The sequence below is a fragment of the Brevundimonas sp. FV1ye7S genome (assembly GCF_058680995.1).
Map to the genome: position 1 here is coordinate 2386609 of NZ_CM178726.1, position 18651 is coordinate 2405259.

An 18651-nucleotide genomic window follows, 5' to 3' on the forward strand; every position below is an offset into this window, starting at 1 on the left:
CCCTCTCCGACCCTGGTTCGCTTCGCGGACGCCGGGCCACCTCTCCCGCAAGCGGGAGAGGGTCGCGCCCCTTCCCCCTCATCGAACAAACCGGCAACATCGCCGTATGACCGACTCACACACCTCGGGCCGCTGCGGCTGGTGCGGGACCGACCCGCTCTACATCGCCTACCACGACACCGAATGGGGCGTGCCCGAACGCGACCCCCGCGCCCTGTGGGAAAAGCTGGTCCTCGACGGCTTCCAGGCCGGCCTCGCCTGGATCACCATCCTGCGCAAACGCGAAGGCATCCGCGACGCCTTCGACGGCTTCGACCCCGAGATCGTCGCCCGCTATGACGAGACCGACATCCAGCGTCTGCTGGACGACGCCCGCATTATCCGCTCGCGCGCCAAGATCAACGCCGCCATCCGCGGCGCGCAGATCTGGCTTCAGATGCGTGATGACGGAGAAGACTTCTCCGAATGGCTCTGGTCCTTCGTCGGCGGCCAACCGATCCACACCCCCTTCGCCGACTACCGCCAGGCCCCGACCCAGACCGAACAGTCCGTCGCCATGGCCAAGGCGCTGAAGAAGCGCGGCTTCAATTTCTGCGGCCCGGTGATCGTCTACGCCTTCATGCAGGCCGTGGGCATGGTCAACGACCACCAGACGACCTGCTTCCGACATGGCGAAGTCCGGGCGATGAGCCTCTGACTCAAAGATCAGGACTCAGGTGTTGAACGATTGACCGACATCGACCCGTAGCCGACAGCGCAGCTGGAGCATAATATGCAACCAGACGGGACCGTCGGAGAGTGGGAATGAGCGCGTTCAGAAGAGCCTTCGGCATTGCCTGCTTCGTCTATGCCGCTTTTGTCATTTTGCGTTTCTTCAAGCTGATTAGTTTTGATGCAAACCTCATGATCGCTGGCTTTCTCGTGCTAACCGCTATCTCACTCGCCATCGATGTGATTGTCGCCCGGCAAGAGAAAAAGGGCTTGAAGGCCAAGGACGTCTGAGCCGATGGCTTAGCATCGTGGGAAGTTCTGCATGTCCGCTGTCCGGCCCTCTCAGACACCCCAAGACCGCTTTTGGATGTCTGTGATGCCCCGATCATGAAGGCAGCCGTCATGACGCACGCCCCCCCACCCCGCTTCCGTCACGCCCAGGTTCGTGCGATGGCGGGCCATGGCTAGAGCCCCTGCGAATCCGAAAGCCTTCCCCACCCTGGCGCTCGAGACTGTGCTGATCCAGCGCGTCAACGGCCCCGTCTGCGGCGTGGACGAGGCGGGGCGCGGGCCGTGGGCGGGGCCGGTGTCGGCGGCGGCGGTGATCCTGAACCCCGACGATCTGCCGCCGGGCATCGACGACTCCAAGGCCCTGACCGAAAAGCGCCGCGCGGCGCTGGAGCCCGAGATCAAGGCCCGCGCCGTCGCCTGGGGCGTCGGGTTTGCGTCGGTGGAGGAGATTGAGGACCTGAATATCCTGCACGCCACTGGCCTGGCCATGTGTCGGGCGGTGGAGCAGTTGGCGGTCCAGCCGGTGGCGGCTCTGGTGGACGGCAATTACCGGTTCAAACTGCCGTGCGAGATTCAGACCGTGGTCGGGGGCGACGGCCTGTCCCTGTCGATTGCGGCGGCGTCGATCCTGGCGAAGACGGCGCGCGACCGGCTGATGATCGATCTGGACGCGCAGTATCCCGGCTACGGCTTTGCGCGGCACAAGGGCTACAACGCCCCCATTCATCAGGCGGCGTTGAAGACACTGGGTCCGTGCCCGGCCCACCGACGCGGCTGGTCGCCCATCAAGGCTTTGCTGGAACAGGTCTGAAGCGCGGAACCGCGCGTCAGATGTGCATGAACCCGCCGAGCAATGCGCCCATCAGGGCGGCGACGGCGGCGCCCGCCAACATCATCATCCAGTGTGGCGGCTGCGCCAGACTGGGCTCCACGTCATCCTGAGCGGTCTCGACCGCCACCTGCTCGCGCCGTCCATACCGTTCGGCGTTGTGGGTATAGATGCGCGGCGCCAGCCGGTCCGACGAAATCTCTACGACCGGTTCAGCCGAAATCCACGACTTCGGCTCGGGCGCGGACCGCAGGCGGTAATCCTCTTCGCGCGTGGAGGCCGGGGTGTGAGAGACGAGCGGTTGCATGTCTCTTCAACGACACCGGCTGTGTCGGGTTCCCGACAGAGTCTGCCAAAACCCATTTGTAATCAGGCGGCCACGGGAAGCTCGACCGGCCGATCCGTGACGACGAACAGGTGTTCGACGTTCTTCAGCCGGCCCACCTGGCCCACCTTGACCCCCTTGGGATTATGGATGCCGATCCGGGCGCCGACATAGCGGGGGTGGGCGATTTCGACCACCTGAACATGGCCACGCGACGACAGCATCTCGACCAGGTCGGCCCGGCTCAGATAGCCTTCGTCGTTGAAACTGACGATCAGGTTGGGGGCGCGCAACCGTTCGATCACGGACCGCAGGGCCGGGCCGATGCCGGGCCGGCTGTTGAAGGCGCTCTTGCGCGTCCTCACGTCCACCCGCTTGTTGGCGACGCCGTAGGTTTCCGGCCGGTCCCACAGGACCAGGCTTTCCCAGCAATGGTAATTGCCCAGATAGGAGTGCTGGTTATAGGGCGGGTCGAGATAGACGAGGTCCGCCTCCACCTGTTCAGCCATTTCGACCGCATCCCCCTGGGTCGCGCGACAGGCGCCGCCCACCGAAGGCAGGATATCGGGCATGCGCAGTTCAAGCGGCTTCAGCGCGCGCGGGGCCCACTGTTTCATATAGGCCATCTGAACCCCGGCGGTGGAATCCACCCGGTCGGCCGCCTCCATCAGGCTGACCAGGGCGACGGCCTTCAGTTCGGGCTCCAGACCCATGGCCTCGATCCGGTCGCGCATGGCGTCGATGCGCGCGCCATTGTCCGGGTGAAAATACCGGGCGTCGTGGCAGAAGGCCTGGGTGAACCAGCCGGCCTGGGGCGTGACCGCCCGCAACTCGCCCAGCACCGTCTCCGCCCGCTCGACCCAGCGCTCGCGATCCGCCTGGACATAGGCCGTCGCCAGGATGTGCGCATAGGCGTTGTGGTCGTTGGACCAGACCTGGAACCCCTGCTTCTTCAGGGCGTGACCCACGCGGGCCGTGCCGGAAAACAGGTCGCAGACCTGGCCGCCCTGCGGCAGAAGCCCCGCGACCACGCCGGTCACGTGCCCCAGCAGGGCGCGCTTGGAGCCGATGTATTTGATCATTCGGGCCGCCGATTCATCAGCGCACAGTAGCGTTATAGTTCGCCCGCGCCAGCCTTCCGAAAAAGCCCCCCTCAGCCCTTCTTGCGCCCCTTGGCCTTGGCCGCCGGCGCATGGGCGAGACGCAGCAGATTGGCGGCCCCGGGCGCCCCGAAGGGCGTGCCGGCCAGGATCAGGATGCGTTGGCCGGGCTCGGCCAGGCCGTATTTGACCGCCCCTTCCACCGCGTCGTCGGTGACGGCTTCCAGCGAATCGGGCTGGTCGCCCAGGCGCGGCTCCAGCCCCCAGACCAGGGCCAACCGACGGGCCGTATTCGGATTGGGCGTCAGGACCAGGATCGGCTTCAGCGGCCGCTCGCGCGCCATCCGCCGGGCCGTGCCGCCCAGGGTGGTGAAGACCACCAGACAACCGGTGGACGGCGCGCTGGCGGCCATGGCCGCCGCCCCGACCAGGGCGTCGACGTCATGCTCGTCCATGCCGGCGTGTTCGGCGCCCATCAGCTTGGGCCACATCGGATCGCGTTCGACCCGTTCGATGATCCGGCTCATGATCTCGACCGATTCCAGCGGGTAGTCGCCCGACGCCGTCTCGGCCGACAGCATCAGGGCGTCGGCGCCTTCATAGACCGCATTGGCGACGTCGGTGGCCTCGGCGCGGGTCGGCGACGGGGCGCTGGTCATGGATTCCAGCATCTGGGTCGCCACGATCACCGGCACGCCGCGATTACGGGCCGCGCGCACGATCTGCTTCTGCGCCACCGGCACGTCCTCGGGGTCCAGCTCGACGCCCAGGTCGCCACGCGCCACCATGACCCCGTCGCAGTAGTCGAGGATGGCCTCGAGATCGGCCAGAGCCGCCGGCTTCTCAATCTTGGCCAGACACGCCGCCTGGCCGTTCACGATCCGCTTCAGCTCGGCCATGTCCTCGGGCTTCTGCACGAAGCTGAGCGCGACCCAGTCCACGCCCTGACGCAGGGCGAAGGCCAGGTCCTCGCGGTCCTTGGGGGTCAGGGCCGAGACGGGAATGACGGCCTCAGGCACGGCCACGCCCTTGCGGTCCGACAGTTTCGTGCCGCTCTCGACCGTCACATCGGCCCAGTCGTCGGTCCGGTCGTTGACCCGCAGCCGCACCCGGCCGTCGTCCAGCAGCAGCAACATGCCGGTGCGCAGGGCCTTGAAGATCTCGGGGTGCGGCATCTGCACCCGGGTTTCATCGCCGGGCGTCGGGTCCAGGTCGAACCGCATCTTGTGGCCCGGCTTGACGGCGATCTCGACGTCCTTGAACCGGCCCAGCCGCAGTTTGGGCCCCTGCAGGTCGGCCAGAACGCCCAACGGACGCTGCAGCGCCATCTCGGCCCCACGCACGGCCTTCAGGGCGGCGGCGTGGTCCTCATGCGTGCCGTGGCTGAAGTTCAGGCGGAAGACGTCCACCCCGGCTTGGGCCAAGGCCTTGACCGTGCCGGGGGCGCGGCTCGCGGGACCCAGGGTCGCGACGATGCGGGCGCGGCGGGCTCTGTTCATGGGGACGTTTCCTGTTCGCTTCCGAGGCCGCCCAAATCACGCCCCGAAAGGGACGGTTGGACGATTTGCCCCCTTCTGCCGATGAAACGTCCCCGACGTAAGGTCACGCCCCCGCTGGGAAACACGAGTTTACGACGCGAAACAGGAGTTTATCGCGCCGGGCTGGCCTCCGTCGCCGGACAGTCGGCCACGGCGAAGCCGTTCAGGTCGATACAGCGCCCCTCGACCTTGGGCGCGGGCACCCCGATCACATGCGCCAGGGTGGGGGCGATGTCGATGGTGCGGATAGGCAGGAAGCGCTCTTCGCCGGTCGCGCCGGGCCACCAGAAGATGATCGGCACGCGGCGGTCATATTCAAACGGGCTGCCGTGGCCGGCCAGGGTGCTGCCGACGCGGCCGCCTGCAACGACGTTCTGGGCGAAGGAAAACTGGATGTCGGGCGACCGCGCCGCCACGGTGGACAGACGCATCCGCTCGCGCAGGCTCATCATCTCGGGCTCGTTCGTGGCCGGCAGGGGTTCGGCCAGCAGACGGTCGCGCGTTTCGGCGAAGCCGACGTCCGGCAGCGCGCGCAGCAGTTCGACGGCGGCCTCGGCCACCTGGGTGCGCAGCGGATCAGGCAGCGACCGATGCTGGGCGTCTGCGACCATCAGGCCGCTGCCGCCCGCCTGAAGCGGATCGGCGTCCAGATTGAAGCGGGCCTTCAGGACGTCGTTCACGCCCTGGATCTCCGACAGGTCGGCGCGGCGGGCGTGGGGATAGCCGTGGTCGTGCAGCCGCTCGACGAAGTCCGAACCGCCATGGTCCGCCGTCAGCACCACCAGAGCGCCGCCGGGAACCTGGGCCAACCGGTCCAGGAACGCGCCCAGGGCCGCGTCCAGCCGCAGCATCTGCTCGCACATCTCCGGGCCCTGGGTGCCGTACATGTGGCCGATCCGGTCGGTCGCCGACAAGCTGACGCCCAGCATGTCGGTCGCCGCCCCCTGCCCCAGCTTCTGGCTGTCCAGCAGATATTCGGCGGCCTTCAGCGTCTGCTCGTCCAGCAGGGGCGAGGTGTCGAACTTCAGCCCCGCCGGCGGCAGGACGGAATGGAAGGTCTGGCCACGAATGGTCCAGTCGCCGGCCAGCGCCCGGCACTGCTCATGGGCATAGTCCCAGGCGACCGGGGTCGCGGCCATCCAGGCGTTGAAATCGCGATTGAAGCCTGCGACCGGCGCCAGCTTGGCCTGCGCCGTCTCGCCCGGCTCGACATAGGTGGTCAGGCCGAACCCCTCGGTGAACCAGAAGGCCTGACCCTGATGGCCGGCCAGATTGATCGCGCCCCGGTCCTTGCCCGAGACGGCGAAGACCTTGCTTTGCGGGCTGACGACCTTCAGCCAGTCGCCCAGGGTCGTGGCGCGCAGTTGTTCCGGGCCGACCGGGCCGTTGTCGACGTCGTCGCGTCCATTCGCCAGGTGGTTGGCGGGCGCGGCCAGGCAATAGACTTCCTTGCCGGTCTTGCCGTCGATCCAGTCGTTGGCGGGGATTCCGGTCTCAGTCGGATGCATGCCCGTCAGAACCGTCGAGTGGCCGGGGCAGGTCTCGGTCAGGCCATGGGTCTGATAGCCGTTGATCGACACCAGCCCCTGGTCCGCCATCCGGCGCAGGCCGCCCGTGTAGCGGCCGCGGTACTGGTCGAACAGATTGGCGCTAAACTGGTCCACCACGATGGTGACGATCAGCTTCGGAGGCGTCAGGGCCGCAACGGAGGCCTGTGGAGCCGGGGTCGGCGTCTGGCTCTGTCGCGCCATCGCCGGAACGGCGGCGCCGACAAGCGAAACAGCGGCCAGGGCCGCGAGGGCGGTGCGCGACAGGGACATGAGCTTACTCCGAAGACAGGCGTGGGGGTCTAGCGGGCCGGGATTGCAACAGCGTGACAGCTACGGCCCTGGGAGATTTAGTGCGCGGGCTTGGCCCGCAGCCGGCCCAGTTGATGGACCAGCACGGCGATCAGTCCGCCGACGATCACGCCGATGATCGCCGCCCCCAGGGCCGTCACGAACCAGCTGACGATCCCATGAAGCGGACCGGTCGCGGCCCCGACCGCATGGGCCAGATGCTCAAGCGGTTCGGCCGGCCAGTGCAGGCCCAGCTTATGGGTTCCGTGAACCAGAATGCCGCCGCCGACCCACAACATGGCGGCCGTGCCGATGGCCGACAGGGCGTCCATCACCACCGGCATCCCCTTGACCAAGCCGCGGCCCAGGGCGCGCACTCCGCCGTTGGGGCGCTCGGCCAGATGCAGGCCGATATCGTCCATCTTCACGATCAGGCCGACAGCCCCATAGACCGCGACCGTCATCGCGATCCCGACCACGGCCAGAACCGCCGCCTGGGTGAGGATCGGCTGGGCGGAGACGTCGGCCAGGGCGATGGCCATGATCTCGGCCGACAGGATCAGGTCGGTCCGAACCGCCCCCGCCACCGTCGTCTTCTCCAGGGTCGCCGGGTCGCCCACGACCGGGGCGGCGTCAGCATGGCCGCCGTGCCCGAAGGCCTCCATCAACTTCTCCGCCCCTTCGAAACAGAGATAGGCCCCGCCGCACATCAGCAGCGGCGTGATGGCCCAGGGAGCGAAGGCGCTCAGCAGCAGGGCGGCCGGCAGGATGAAGATCAGCTTGTTACGGAACGACCCAAGGGCGATCTTGCCGATGATCGGCAGTTCGCGGCTGGGCGACAGGCCGGTGACATAGCGCGGCGTCACCGCCGCATCGTCCACCACCACCCCGGCGGCCTTGGTCGAGGCCTTGCCCGCCGCCGCCCCGACGTCGTCGATCGACGCCGCCGCCATCTTGGCGATCCCCGCCACATCATCGAGCAGGGCGATCAGACCGGAAGGCATGCGGAAATCCCGAGATTGCGCCGCAACAAACGGCTCGTCTCCCGCCTAGGGCGCGCCGCCCGTTTTGTCGAGCGCATCCGCACAAGAGCGAAAGCCCCGCCGGCGAACCGGCGGGGCTTCCATTTCGAACGCATTTCCGATGTCGATTTTTCTTAGAACTTACGGCCTACCCCCACAGAAACGACCCACGGGTCCAGATCCACATCGCTCTTCAGAGCGCCGTCGTTGACGTCGGCGTCGATATTGACCCAGACTTTCTTGACGTCGACGTTCAGGTTCCACGGCCCCTGAATGCCGATGTCGGCGCCCGCCTGCAGGGCGTAGCCGAAGTTGTCGTCCAGATCGACTTTGAAGTCGTTCTTGTCTTTGCCGCTGTAGAACAGCATGTAGTTGACGCCTGCACCGACATAGGGGCTGAAACGACCCTCGGTCAGCGGGCGATATTGCAGGGTCACGACCGGGGGCAGAACCCAGGTCTCGTGCACGGCGACGTCGGTGGCTCCGCCCTGGGCGCGGATTTCGTGCTTGGTCGTGCCCAGGATCGCCTCGACCGCCAGATGGTCGGTCAGGAAGTAGGTGAAGCCCAGTGTCGGCATGACACTGTCGCCCACATCGACCTTCAGGCCGGAATCGACGCCGGCGGCCGTGGTGATGGCGTTGTCAGCCTCAGAGAAGACATCCGTCACGCGGCCGGTGATGATCCAGTCGCCCTTCTTGGGCATCTCCCAAGCGGCCGGGCTCTGCGCCAGGGCCGGCGCAGCGAAGGCGGCGGCGGCGACGGCTGAGAGGATCAGGGTTTTCAGTTTCATCTTGCTCATCCCCGACGCCCGCTGCCGCCTCATGCGACTTGTCCGAGCGTCTTGACGGGGAAATGCGCCCCCTGCCCCGCCTCGGCCTTGATTTAGCGCAAACCCCGCCAAGGGTTGGACAATCTGTCCATTCAGACCACGCGGGCGTGGCGTTTCTCGATGTCGGCGGCGCCCGGATCAAAGGCGGCGCAGACGGCGCGGACGAACGGCCGGCCCAGATCCGTGACGGTCACGGTCGTCCCGTTCACCTCGATCAAGCCGTCCAGTTGAAACCGCTGCAGCCTCGGCCAGACCGCAGCGACTTCCGCAAGATCACGACCGCGCATGCGGGCGATCTCGGCCACGTCGACCGTGAAGTCGCACATCAGGCGTTCGATGATTTCGCCCACAAAGGCGTCACGCGGATTCAGGGCCACGCCGCGCGCGACCGGCAAGGTTCCGGCCGCGACGTCCGCGCGCCAATCCCGCTCCTGCGCATGGTTCTGGACAAAGCCCTGGGGGGTGCGGCTGATCGAAGAGGCGCCCAGGCCGATGAGCACCGGGGCCTCGTCGGTCGTATAGCCCTGGAAATTGCGATGCAGTCGACCGGCGCGGACGGCGGCGGCCATGGAATCATGCGGCAGGGCGAAATGGTCGAGACCGATGGCTTGCCAACCCTTGTGCACCAGATACCGCGCCGCCGCCTGACTCTGGGTGAAGCGCTCCTCGGGTCCGGGCAGATCGGCTTCCTTGATCAGTTTCTGGTGCGGTTTCATCCACGGCACATGGGCGTAGCCGAACAGGGCGATCCGTTCGGGCCGCAAGACAGCGATCTGCGCCACGGTCGTGACGACATGCTCGGCCCCCTGAAGCGGCAGGCCGTACATCAGATCCAGATTCAGCGACGTGACCCCCTGGCCGCGCAGCGCCTCGGCCGCCCATCGGATGGTCTCGAAGGATTCCGGCCGGTTCACCGCCGCCTGCACCTTGGGCGACAGGTCCTGAACCCCCAGGCTGGCGCGGCTCAGACCGATGCGGCCGGCCGCCTCGACCCATGCCTGGGTCAGGACTTCGGGATCCAGTTCAGCGGCGATCTCGAAACAGTCGCCCAGGTCGAACCGGGCGGCCAGACCGGCGAACAGCCGCTCCAGCTCATCGGGGGGCAGCATGTTGGGCGTGCCGCCGCCCAGGTGGATCGAACCGACCCGCACAGGGCGGCCGATCCGTTCGAGCACGAGATCGGCTTCCTTCAGCAGCAGGTCCACATAGCTGGTCATGACCCCGACGCGGTTCATCGCCCGGGTGTTGCAGCCGCAGTACCAGCACAGCCGCTTGCAGAAGGGGATGTGCAGATACAGAGACGCCGCACGATCAAGGGGCGCGGCGCCGAGCCACGCCCCCCAATCGGCGGCCCCGACGGCGGGCGTGAACTGCGCCGCCGTCGGATAGGAGGTGTAGCGCGGCGCGTGGGCGTCGTAGCGGGCGATAAGCTCGCGCGTCGTCAGCGCGCCGGTGGGGCTAGAGAGGGACATCGACCTCTTTCGACGCATCGACCGACAGGCCCTCGTCGCCCTCGTCGAACAGGTGGAACTCGTGCCACAGGCCGTTCAGCACGCCGAAGCCAACCGCCAGTCCGACACCCAGGATCCAGGAAAAATACCACATGGCTTGATGCTCCTTGAGCTCAGTAGAGGTCGGGGTTGGTCTTGAGGGCGGCGGTCGAGGTGCGGCCCCACAGGACGGAATAGACCCAGGTCGTGTAGATCAGGATCAGCGGCAGGAAGATCGCCGTGCAGATCAGCATGATGAACAGGGTCAGGTGGCTGGACGAGGCGTTCCAGACGGTCAGGCTGGACTGGGGATCGACCGAGCTGGGCAGGATGAAGGGGAACATCGACAGGCCGACGGTGGAGATGATGCCCACGGTCGACAGCGAGGAACCGCCGAAGGCCAGGGGGGCCGACCGAAGCCACATGCCCGCCAGACCGACCACCGCGCCGACAAAACCCAGAGTCGGGGCGATCATCATCCACGGATAGCGGCTGTAGTTGTCCAGCCAGGCGCCCGGCGCGGCTTCGACCGTCGTGCGCAGCGGGTTGGAGAAGCCCTGCATGTCAACGGCGCCGGTGATCCGGAAGCCCACGCCGCCGTAGGCCATATAGAGGCCGCCGGCCGCGAACAGGACCAGAGCCAGGACGCCGGCGACGGTGCCGATCAGGCGCGTCCGGTCCAGCACGGGGCCTTTTTCAGCCTTGATCGACAGCCAGGCCGCGCCGTGCAGCAGCAGCATGGCCACCGACAACAGGCCGGCGATCAGGCTGAAGGGGGTGAACAGGCCCAGCAGGTTGCCCTCGTAGAAGGAGCGCAGGTCGCTATCCAGGCGGAAGGGCGCGCCCAGCAGGACGTTGCCGACCGCGACGCCGAACACCAGGGCCGGAACGAAGCTGCCGGTGAACAGCGCCCAGTCCCAGAAGGACCGCCACTTGGGCGACGGACGCTTGGAGCGATACTTGAACGACACGGGCCGCAGGATCAGGGCCGACAAGACCAGGAACATGGCCAGGTAGAAGCCGGAGAAGCTGACGGCGTAGACGAAGGGCCAGGCGGCGAAGATGGCGCCGCCGCCCAGGATGAACCACACCTGGTTGCCCTCCCAGGTCGCGCCGACGGTGTTGATCACCATACGGCGCTCTTCATCCGTCTTGGCGACGAAGGGCAGGAGCGAGCCGACGCCCAGGTCGAAACCGTCGGTCAGGGCGAAGCCGATCAGCAGTACGCCGAGCAGCCCCCACCAGATCAGACGTAGGGTGGCGAAGTCGAGGGGAAGATCCATGGTCGGATGTCCTAAAATCTCTCTGGGTCAGGCCACGGCGGGCGCGGCGGGGCGCTGGCTGGGCGATTGGGCCGGGGCTTCAGGCGTAGGTTCGCCGAACAGTTCCTGCTCGTGGAACGGCCCCTTCTTGATGGCGTAGAGGAGCAACCGGACCTCGACCACAGCCAGAGCACCGTACAGGGCGGTGAAGCCGATGATGGTCGCCCACAGTTGGGGCACGCTCAGGGACGAGGCGCCGAGGAAGGTCGGCAGCACGCCTTCGACCGCCCAGGGCTGACGTCCGAACTCGGCCAGGATCCAGCCGAACTCGATGGCCACCCACGGCAGCGGCAGGCACAGGACGGCCAGACGCAGGAACCAGCGGGTCTGATGCTTGCGCACGGTGCAGAGGTAGAAGGCCGTGGCGAAGAACAGGATCATGAACATGCCGATGCCGGCCATGATGCGGAAGCTCCAGAACAGGGCCGGCACGTTCGGCACCGTTTCCCACGCCGTCTTCTGGATCAGCTCAGGCGAGGCCATGCGCGGATCGGCGACGTGACGCTTCAGCAGCAAACCATAGCCCAGGTCGCGACGATGGGTTTCGAACACGCCGCGAGCGACGGGATCGGCCGGATCGGCCTTGACCTTCTCCAGGGCGTCATAGGCTATGACGCCGGATTCGATACGGTCCTCGGCGGTGGCGACCAGTTCGAAGATGCCTTCGACCGGCTTGTCGATGGTGCGGGTCGCGATCAGACCCATGACCCACGGCACATGGACGCCGTAGTGGGTTTCGCGATCCTTCATGCTGGGAATGCCGATCAGGGTCAGACCGGCCGGCGCAGGCTCGGTGTGCCACATGGCCTCGAGCGCAGCGAGCTTCATCTTCTGGTTATCGGTCAGGTTATAGCCCGACTGGTCGCCCAGGACGACGACGGACAGCGAAGCCGCCAGGCCGAAGGCCGAGGCCACGGTCATCGAGCGCTTGGCGAAGCCGACGTGCTTGCCGCGCAGCAGGTAGAAGGCCGAGACGCCCAGAACGAAGACCGAGGCGCAGACATAGCCGGCGCTGACGGTGTGGACGAACTTGGCCTGGGCCACCGGGTTGAAGACCACGGCCATGAAGTCCGTGACTTCCATTCGCATGGAGTCCGGATTGAAGGCCGAGCCCACCGGGTTCTGCATCCAGCCGTTGGCGACCAGGATCCACACAGCCGACAGGTTGGTGCCGAGCGCCACCATGAAGGTGACGAACAGGTGCGCCGACGGCTTCAGCTTTTCCCAGCCGAAGAACATCAGCCCGACGAATGTGGCTTCAAGGAAGAAGGCCATCAGCCCTTCGATGGCCAACGGGGCCCCGAAGATGTCGCCGACATAGTGGCTGTAATAGCTCCAGTTCATGCCGAACTGGAACTCCATGGTGATGCCGGTCGCGACGCCCAGCACGAAGTTGATGCCGAACAGCACGCCCCAGAAGCGGGTGATCGTGCGCCAGATCGGCCGGCGGGTCATGACATAGATCGACTCCATGATGACCAGCATGAAGGACAGCCCCAGGGTCAGGGGCACGAAGAGGAAGTGATAAAGGGCTGTCAGCGCGAACTGCAGCCTGGATAGGTCGACGACCGCGAGGTCGATCATGGCTCAAGGCTCCTTGTAGCCGGCCCCGACGACCGACGTTTCATACGCCCTTAAACGAAGGCGGGGCGGTCGCCTTGATTTCGATCAAAGCCCTCTGTAGCCCCAGGTCGTAGTGGACTGATCGTCCTTGGACATTTCGCCCAACGACGGTTTGTCCAATGGCTTTTGAGGCCGCCCCACGGCTGGAGTCCGCAAATGACATCGGCGCCGATCACAGCCTCCTCCCCTGCGGCCTGGCTGAAACAGACGGCGGCGCCCTGGCGTCGGCTGACGATCCTGGCGGGCCTTCTGGCCGTCGCTGACGTGGCGCCGGCCGTGGGTTTCGCGGGCGGCCTGGCCATGACGGTCGCGACCTTCGGATCCTCGCCCTTGGCCGCCCTGCCCTGGCTGCTGCTGGCCGTGTTCAGTCTGATGGCGCGAGGCCTGATCGGCCAGGCGGCGGTGGTGGTCGGCGCGCGCCTGGGCCGGTCGATCAAGACAGACGTGCGCGACCGGCTGCTGGCCGACCTGTTCGGACGCGGCGGCCGCGCCGACGACCGGCTGACCGCCGTGGTCGAGGGCGTCGGCGCGCTGGACGGCTATGTGTCGCGGTTCACGCCTCTGAAGATGGCGGCGGGTCTTTCGCCCCTGCTGATCATCGCCGTGGCCGCCGTCGCCAGCCCGTTTTCGGCCGGCATATTTCTGTTCACCCTGCTGCCCTTCATCTTCGGCATGATCCTGGCCGGCACGGCTGCGGCGGGTGAAAGCCGCCGCCAGTTCCAGGCGCTGGAGCGTTTGTCGGGCCTGTTCGTCGATCGGGTGCGCGCCCTGCCCGCGATCCTGGCCTTCGACGCCCGCGCCCGCACCACCGCCGACATCGCCCGCGCCTCCGACGAGTTGGAACGCCGCACCAACCGCGTGATGCGGATCGCCTTCCTGTCGTCCGGCGTGCTGGAGTTCTTCTCGGCCCTGGCCGTGGCCCTGATCGCCGTCTACTGCGGTTTCAACCTACTGAAGCTTCTGCCCTTCCCTGCGCCTGAAACGCTGGACCTGCCGCGCGCCTTCTTCGTTCTGGCCCTGGCGCCCGAAGTCTATCAGCCGCTGCGCCGACTGGCCGCCGCCTATCACGACCGCCAGGCCGCCGAATCCGCCGTGCCCGCCCTGGTCACGCCGGAAAGCCCCACGCGGGATCGCCACATCCTGCCCGAGGAGACGCCGGCGATTCGCTTCACCAAGGTCGCCATCGCCTATGGCGAGGCCGCGCCGGTGATCGCCGATTTCGACCTGGAGGTCCGTCCCGGTCAGATCGTGGCCCTGGTGGGCGCCAGCGGCTCCGGCAAGTCCAGCCTGCTGCATCTGTTCCTGGGTCTGTCGCCCCTGACGGCCGGCGAGGTCGAGGTCGGTGGGGCGCGCCTGAGCGAGGCGGGCGATTTCGCCGGCCAGATCGCCTGGGCCAGCCAGAACCCCATCGTCGTGCCCGGCAGTCTCGGTGACAATATCCGCCTGGCCGACCCGTCCGCCTGTCCCGGCCGTATCCTGGTGGCCGCCGGCGAGGCCGGCCTGTTCGGCGATCTGGACCGGCCCATCGACGAACGCGGCGGCGGCCTGTCTGGCGGCGAACGTCGGCGGCTGGGCCTGGCCCGCGCCATTCTGAAACGCGCCCCCATCCTGTTGCTGGACGAGCCGACGGCCAATCTGGACCCCGCCTCCGAAGAGGCCATGCTGGACCTGATTCGTCAGGCGACGCGCGGCCGCACGACCCTGATCGCCACCCATTCCGCCGCTGTCGCGGCGATGGCCGACCGCGTGGTGCGCCTGTGACCATGACTGTGAACACGACCTCGCCCTCGCGAATCGGCGAACTGATCGCGGCCCAGCGGCGCGCCCAGCGCGGCCGCCTGCGCATCGCCGCAGCCGGCGGCGCGTTCGTCGCGGTGGCCGCCACCTGCCTGCTAGGTCTTTCGGGCTGGTTCATCACGGGCGCCGCCATCGCCGGCGTCGCCGGATCGGCGGCGGTCCAGGCTTTCAACTATATGATGCCCAGCGCGACCATTCGCCTGTTGGCCATATTGCGCACCGGCGCCCGCTATATCGAACGGGTCGCCGGTCACGAGGCTGCGTTGAAAGCCCTGGCGCGGCTGCGCCCGCAACTGTTCGACGCCCTCGCCTCCGCCCCGCCCGCCCAGGCCCTGGCCTTGTCGTCCGGCGAGGCCTCGGCCCGACTGGTGCAGGACGTGGATGCGGTACAGACCCTGTTCGTGCGTCTGTCAGCGCCCTGGGCCTTGGGTGCGGGCGCCGTTTCGGCCGCCCTGCTGGCCGGCATGGCCAGCCCCATGGCGGGCCTGATGCTGCTGCTCGCCATGGCACTGAGCGCTGCGGGTTCGGTGCTGATCGCCCGTCGCCTGGCCGCCCCGGCCGGACGAGAGGTTCAGATCGCCACGGGCGTTCTGAAGGATCGGCTGACCGCCCTGGAAGCCGTTTCTCCGGAGCTGAAGGCCTATGGCCTGGACCGCTGGGCGGCCGGCGAGGCGGCCCAGGCCGCCGCCGGTCTCGACCGTAGCCAGATCGTCCTCAGCCAGGCCGGCGGCTGGATGGCCGCCTGGCAGGCGACCGTCACAGGCCTGGCCGTCGCCGCAGTCGTGCCCGCCACCCTGGGCGCCGCCCTGCCGATGACGGCCCTCGCCGCCCTGGCCGCCGTCATGGGGATTGAGGCCGCCGCCGGACTGGTCGGCGCCCTGCAACAGAACGGCGCCGCCGTCGAAGCCGCCCGGCGGCTGGACGCCCTGGCCTCGGCCCCGTCGCTTGCGTCTTCGCCCGCCCCCTCGGAGGCGAGCCTGGTCCTGTCGGCGGACGGCGTTCAAATGGCCCCGCCGATGCGCCTGGGCCTGATCGGCCCGTCCGGGTCGGGCAAGACCACGCTGGCTGAACGACTGGTCGGCCTGCGCGACGCCCTGGCGGACGAGGCGCGCTTGGGCGGATTGGACATCGCCGGCGTCGCCCCCGACGACCGCCGCCCCCTGTTCGCCTACGCCGCCCAGGACATCCGCCTGATCGACGGCACGATCCGCGACAATCTGCTGCTGGCCGGCCCCGCCGAAGACGGCGCGCTGTGGCGCGCGCTGGAGGATGCGGCCCTGGCCGAACGGGTCCGCTCCGATCCGGCCGGCCTGGACGCCCGCGTCGGCCCCAATGGCGAGAGACTGTCTGGCGGCGAGCGGCGACGGCTGGGCCTGGCTCGCGCCTATCTTCGGTCCGCGCCCTGGCTGGTGCTGGACGAACCGACCGAAGGCTTGGACCCGACGACCGAGGCCCAGGTGCTGACCGCGCTCGACCGGCGTCTGAAACACTCGGGCCAGGGCCTGATCGTCGTCAGCCACCGCCCCGCCCCGACACAGTTGTGCGACCGGGTCATCCGGGTGGAGGGGATCGCCGAAGACGGAAAGGTCCGCCTGACCGTCACGCGTCAGTTGGCGCCGGTCTAGACGGTTCTATCGCTCGACGAGGAAACGCGTTTCAGACTTCGCCTTCGGCGATGTCGCGAAGGCGGTCGGGCTGTTCGATCCGCAGTTCGTTCAGCGACAACAGGCGGATCACGCCGGTCGTCTTCAGCTTGGTCAGAACCCGGCTGACGGTCTCGATGGTCAAGCCCAGATAGTCGGCGATTTCAGACCGGGTCATCGGCAGTCGGACCTGATCCTCGGTCGACGGCCGCAGGGGATCGCGCGTCGGCAGGTCCAGCAGGAAGGAGGCGATCCGTTCCTGGGCCGTCTTGCGGCCCAGCAACAGCATCTGATTCTGCGCCGCTGCCAGTTCGTGGGTCGCCCGATCCAGCAGGGCCTCTTCCAGCAAGGGTCGCTCGCGGATCAGGGCGCGATAGTCGGTCTTGCGGAACCGGCACAGGGTGGCGTCCTCGATGGCCTCGCCGGAAAAGGCGTAGTCTTGGCCCGTGGCCAGACCGACGAAGTCGCCGGCGAACAGGAAGCCCGTGATCTGGCGCCGCCCATCCGGCAGCAGCTTGTAGATCCGCACTGAACCCGAGGTGATGTTGAACAGATGGACCGCCGGATCGCCTTCGCGGATCAGGGCCTCGCCCGCCTTCAGCGTCACCCGTTCGGCGATGGCGTCGAGACTGGCCAGATCGGAGGAATCCAGGCTGCTGCACACGCTGAAGGCCCGCGCGCCACAAGCGGAACACACCGATTCCTGTCGGCGTTTGGCGCAGTCCGTGGGCAGGGATCGGAGTTCGAGCATGACGAGGGAGGTTAGACTTCGTCACCGACGCACGCAAACGGATTGATGGAGATCAAGGCGGCCATTTCGTCCATGGCCTATGGCGGCGAAAATGAGCGCCCTCCAGTATCGCCGCCTGAACAGCGACGAAGCCGACCAAGCCTATGTGTTGGCCCACATGGGGAACCCCAGTCTGACTCTGGAATCCTGGCGCGCTGTCGTGGATTCGGCTCCGGCCGTCGGCGGGGTCATCGCGGCCGTGGCGAATGATTGCGTCCGGGCCATACTGGCCTATTCCATCTCGACGACGTCCTCGGGCGAGCGGCAGTTCATGGTCGACACCCTGGTCGCCTTCGATCTGTTGCGACCGGAAAAGCTGATCGAACCGCTCGTCGCCGCCGCCTGCGATCTGGCGCGCAAGGGGTGCAGCTCCATCGGCCTTTCCAGCCGAATCGACGCGCCGGGCTATGACGCCGTCATGCGCCAGATCTCCGACGCCGCCGTGCTTCACCGCGTCATCTGATCCCGTCCTGCGCATCCTGGCCGTAGCGTCGCGCCAGGACCGCACAGGCGAACAGCTGGATCTGGTGAAACAGCATCAGGGGAATGACGATCAGGCTGACGCTCTGCCCCGCAAACAGGATGGCGGCCATGGGCAGACCGCTGGCCATGCTCTTCTTCGAGCCGCAGAAGACGATGGCGATCTCGTCCTCGCGCGAAAAGCCCAGCCGGCGGCTGACCAGGGTCGTAACCGCCAGAGCGACCGCCAGGATCATCACGTCCAGAACCACCACCAGCCCCAGGTCCAGATGAGACAGGCGGGTCCAGACCCCGGACACCACCCCGGCGCTGAAGGCGACATAGACGACCAGCAGAATTGAACCCCGATCCACCACCGAGGTCAGACGGCCGTGCCGCGTCAGCCAACCGCCGATCAGGGGCCGCGCGGCCTGCCCGACGACAAAGGGCGCCAGGATCTGCAGGGCGATGCCTTCGATGGACGACAGCGACACGCCCGCGCCGCCCACGGGCAGGAGCAGCATCACCAACAGGGGCGTGATGACCACTCCGGCCAGATTGGACACCGAGGCGGCGCACAAGGCGGCCGGCACATTGCCCCGCGCGATGGCGGTGAAGGCGATGGAGGATTGGACCGTCGACGGCAGCAGGCACAGATAGAAGAGGCCGATCCTCAGATCCTGAGCCAACCACGGCCCCGTCGCCCAGAACACGGCCAGGCCCATCAGCGGGAACAGCAGGAAGGTGGAGGACAGCACCATCCCCTGCAACCGCCAATGCGACAGGCCCGCCCAGACGGCGCCGGGCGACAGGCGCGCGCCATAGAGGAAGAACAACAGGCCGATGGCCGCCGTCGCCGCCCCTTCGGCGACGTTCGCGCCCGCGCCGCGAGCCGGAGCCAGGGCGGCCAGAACCACCGTGCCGATCAGCATCAGCAGGTAAGGGTCGATCCATCGGCGCAACGCGTTCATGGCCCGGTCCTAGGCCGCGCCTCAGGCGAACGGCAAGCCCCGCATCAGATCGTCATCGGAGGCGAACCGATT

18 protein-coding genes are annotated in these 18651 nt (G+C 67.4%); 6 read left to right on the plus strand and 12 right to left on the minus strand.

Features of this window, described 5'->3' with window-relative positions:
- Positions 1–106 precede the first annotated feature (106 nt).
- The 3 genes from ACW18C_RS11740 (at position 107) to rnhB (ending at position 1813) form a co-directional block, all read left to right on the plus strand.
- The gene (locus ACW18C_RS11740) at positions 107–697 is read left to right on the plus strand and encodes a DNA-3-methyladenine glycosylase I (protein ID WP_492071029.1); all 591 of its coding nucleotides are present in this window, start codon (positions 107–109) and stop codon (positions 695–697) included.
- A gap of 107 nt (positions 698–804) precedes the next feature.
- Complete coding sequence (locus ACW18C_RS11745; protein ID WP_492071030.1) at positions 805–1002, plus strand: hypothetical protein; 198 nt, start codon at positions 805–807, stop codon at positions 1000–1002.
- A 169-nt stretch (positions 1003–1171) separates the two neighbouring features.
- Positions 1172–1813: a ribonuclease HII gene (gene rnhB, locus ACW18C_RS11750; protein WP_292148178.1), complete on the plus strand. Its 642-nt coding sequence runs from the start codon at positions 1172–1174 to the stop codon at positions 1811–1813.
- A 16-nt stretch (positions 1814–1829) separates the two neighbouring features.
- Here rnhB and ACW18C_RS11755 read toward each other — a convergent pair whose 3' ends face one another.
- From ACW18C_RS11755 to ACW18C_RS11800, 10 genes are all read right to left on the minus strand, one after another.
- Complete coding sequence (locus ACW18C_RS11755; protein WP_492071032.1) at positions 1830–2138, minus strand: hypothetical protein; 309 nt, start codon at positions 2136–2138, stop codon at positions 1830–1832.
- 62 nt (positions 2139–2200) lie between these two features.
- On the minus strand, positions 2201–3238 hold the full coding sequence (locus tag ACW18C_RS11760) for a DNA adenine methylase (RefSeq protein WP_492071033.1): 1038 nt from the start codon (positions 3236–3238) through the stop codon (positions 2201–2203).
- A gap of 71 nt (positions 3239–3309) precedes the next feature.
- Entirely contained in the window at positions 3310–4755 is a 1446-nt protein-coding gene (gene pyk, locus ACW18C_RS11765) for a pyruvate kinase (RefSeq protein WP_492071034.1), read from the minus strand.
- 149 nt (positions 4756–4904) lie between these two features.
- On the minus strand, positions 4905–6614 hold the full coding sequence (locus ACW18C_RS11770) for an alkaline phosphatase family protein (protein ID WP_492071036.1): 1710 nt from the start codon (positions 6612–6614) through the stop codon (positions 4905–4907).
- A 77-nt stretch (positions 6615–6691) separates the two neighbouring features.
- Entirely contained in the window at positions 6692–7636 is a 945-nt protein-coding gene (locus ACW18C_RS11775) for a DUF808 domain-containing protein (protein ID WP_492071037.1), read from the minus strand.
- Between the two features lie 152 nt (positions 7637–7788).
- On the minus strand, positions 7789–8454 hold the full coding sequence (locus ACW18C_RS11780) for an OmpW/AlkL family protein (protein WP_492071038.1): 666 nt from the start codon (positions 8452–8454) through the stop codon (positions 7789–7791).
- 122 nt (positions 8455–8576) lie between these two features.
- Positions 8577–9956 (minus strand): oxygen-independent coproporphyrinogen III oxidase, encoded by a 1380-nt coding sequence (gene hemN, locus ACW18C_RS11785; protein WP_492071039.1) that lies wholly within the window; start codon positions 9954–9956, stop codon positions 8577–8579.
- Complete coding sequence (cydX, locus tag ACW18C_RS11790; protein ID WP_008259678.1) at positions 9943–10089, minus strand: cytochrome bd-I oxidase subunit CydX; 147 nt, start codon at positions 10087–10089, stop codon at positions 9943–9945. The genes hemN and cydX overlap by 14 nt, the downstream gene beginning before the upstream one ends.
- A 19-nt stretch (positions 10090–10108) precedes the next feature.
- Positions 10109–11257 (minus strand): cytochrome d ubiquinol oxidase subunit II, encoded by a 1149-nt coding sequence (gene cydB / locus ACW18C_RS11795; protein ID WP_492071040.1) that lies wholly within the window; start codon positions 11255–11257, stop codon positions 10109–10111.
- 27 nt (positions 11258–11284) lie between these two features.
- Positions 11285–12877: a cytochrome ubiquinol oxidase subunit I gene (locus tag ACW18C_RS11800; RefSeq protein WP_035308384.1), complete on the minus strand. Its 1593-nt coding sequence runs from the start codon at positions 12875–12877 to the stop codon at positions 11285–11287.
- Positions 12878–13075: 198 nt separating this feature from the next.
- Here ACW18C_RS11800 and cydD point away from each other — a divergent pair, with 198 nt between their 5' ends.
- Together cydD and ACW18C_RS11810 are read left to right on the plus strand one after the other, a co-directional pair.
- On the plus strand, positions 13076–14680 hold the full coding sequence (gene cydD, locus ACW18C_RS11805) for a thiol reductant ABC exporter subunit CydD (RefSeq protein WP_492071042.1): 1605 nt from the start codon (positions 13076–13078) through the stop codon (positions 14678–14680).
- 2 nt (positions 14681–14682) lie between these two features.
- Complete coding sequence (locus tag ACW18C_RS11810) at positions 14683–16341, plus strand: amino acid ABC transporter ATP-binding/permease protein (protein ID WP_492074014.1); 1659 nt, start codon at positions 14683–14685, stop codon at positions 16339–16341.
- Positions 16342–16372: 31 nt separating this feature from the next.
- On the opposite strand, the gene ACW18C_RS11815 is transcribed toward ACW18C_RS11810, so the two are convergent.
- Complete coding sequence (locus ACW18C_RS11815) at positions 16373–17023, minus strand: helix-turn-helix domain-containing protein (RefSeq protein ID WP_292148168.1); 651 nt, start codon at positions 17021–17023, stop codon at positions 16373–16375.
- Between the two features lie 178 nt (positions 17024–17201).
- On the opposite strand from ACW18C_RS11815, the gene ACW18C_RS11820 reads away from it, so the two are divergent.
- Positions 17202–17612: a hypothetical protein gene (locus tag ACW18C_RS11820; protein WP_155988139.1), complete on the plus strand. Its 411-nt coding sequence runs from the start codon at positions 17202–17204 to the stop codon at positions 17610–17612.
- On the opposite strand, the gene ACW18C_RS11825 is transcribed toward ACW18C_RS11820, so the two are convergent.
- The gene (locus ACW18C_RS11825) at positions 17605–18579 is read right to left on the minus strand and encodes a bile acid:sodium symporter family protein (protein WP_492071043.1); all 975 of its coding nucleotides are present in this window, start codon (positions 18577–18579) and stop codon (positions 17605–17607) included. The genes ACW18C_RS11820 and ACW18C_RS11825 overlap by 8 nt on opposite strands.
- Positions 18580–18651 lie beyond the last annotated feature (72 nt).

Coding starts and splice junctions, on each gene's coding strand:
- cydB (WP_492071040.1), bottom strand. CDS start 11,257: ATGGATCTTCCCCTCGACTTCGCCACCCTACGTCTGATCTGGTGGGGG.
- ACW18C_RS11755 (WP_492071032.1), bottom strand. CDS start 2,138: ATGCAACCGCTCGTCTCTCACACCCCGGCCTCCACGCGCGAAGAGGAT.
- ACW18C_RS11825 (WP_492071043.1), bottom strand. CDS start 18,579: ATGAACGCGTTGCGCCGATGGATCGACCCTTACCTGCTGATGCTGATC.
- ACW18C_RS11775 (WP_492071037.1), bottom strand. CDS start 7,636: ATGCCTTCCGGTCTGATCGCCCTGCTCGATGATGTGGCGGGGATCGCC.
- ACW18C_RS11740 (WP_492071029.1), top strand. CDS start 107: ATGACCGACTCACACACCTCGGGCCGCTGCGGCTGGTGCGGGACCGAC.
- pyk (WP_492071034.1), bottom strand. CDS start 4,755: ATGAACAGAGCCCGCCGCGCCCGCATCGTCGCGACCCTGGGTCCCGCG.
- ACW18C_RS11820 (WP_155988139.1), top strand. CDS start 17,202: ATGAGCGCCCTCCAGTATCGCCGCCTGAACAGCGACGAAGCCGACCAA.
- cydX (WP_008259678.1), bottom strand. CDS start 10,089: ATGTGGTATTTTTCCTGGATCCTGGGTGTCGGACTGGCGGTTGGCTTC.
- ACW18C_RS11810 (WP_492074014.1), top strand. CDS start 14,683: ATGACTGTGAACACGACCTCGCCCTCGCGAATCGGCGAACTGATCGCG.
- rnhB (WP_292148178.1), top strand. CDS start 1,172: ATGGCTAGAGCCCCTGCGAATCCGAAAGCCTTCCCCACCCTGGCGCTC.
- ACW18C_RS11770 (WP_492071036.1), bottom strand. CDS start 6,614: ATGTCCCTGTCGCGCACCGCCCTCGCGGCCCTGGCCGCTGTTTCGCTT.
- hemN (WP_492071039.1), bottom strand. CDS start 9,956: ATGTCCCTCTCTAGCCCCACCGGCGCGCTGACGACGCGCGAGCTTATC.
- cydD (WP_492071042.1), top strand. CDS start 13,076: ATGACATCGGCGCCGATCACAGCCTCCTCCCCTGCGGCCTGGCTGAAA.
- ACW18C_RS11745 (WP_492071030.1), top strand. CDS start 805: ATGAGCGCGTTCAGAAGAGCCTTCGGCATTGCCTGCTTCGTCTATGCC.
- ACW18C_RS11760 (WP_492071033.1), bottom strand. CDS start 3,238: ATGATCAAATACATCGGCTCCAAGCGCGCCCTGCTGGGGCACGTGACC.
- ACW18C_RS11780 (WP_492071038.1), bottom strand. CDS start 8,454: ATGAGCAAGATGAAACTGAAAACCCTGATCCTCTCAGCCGTCGCCGCC.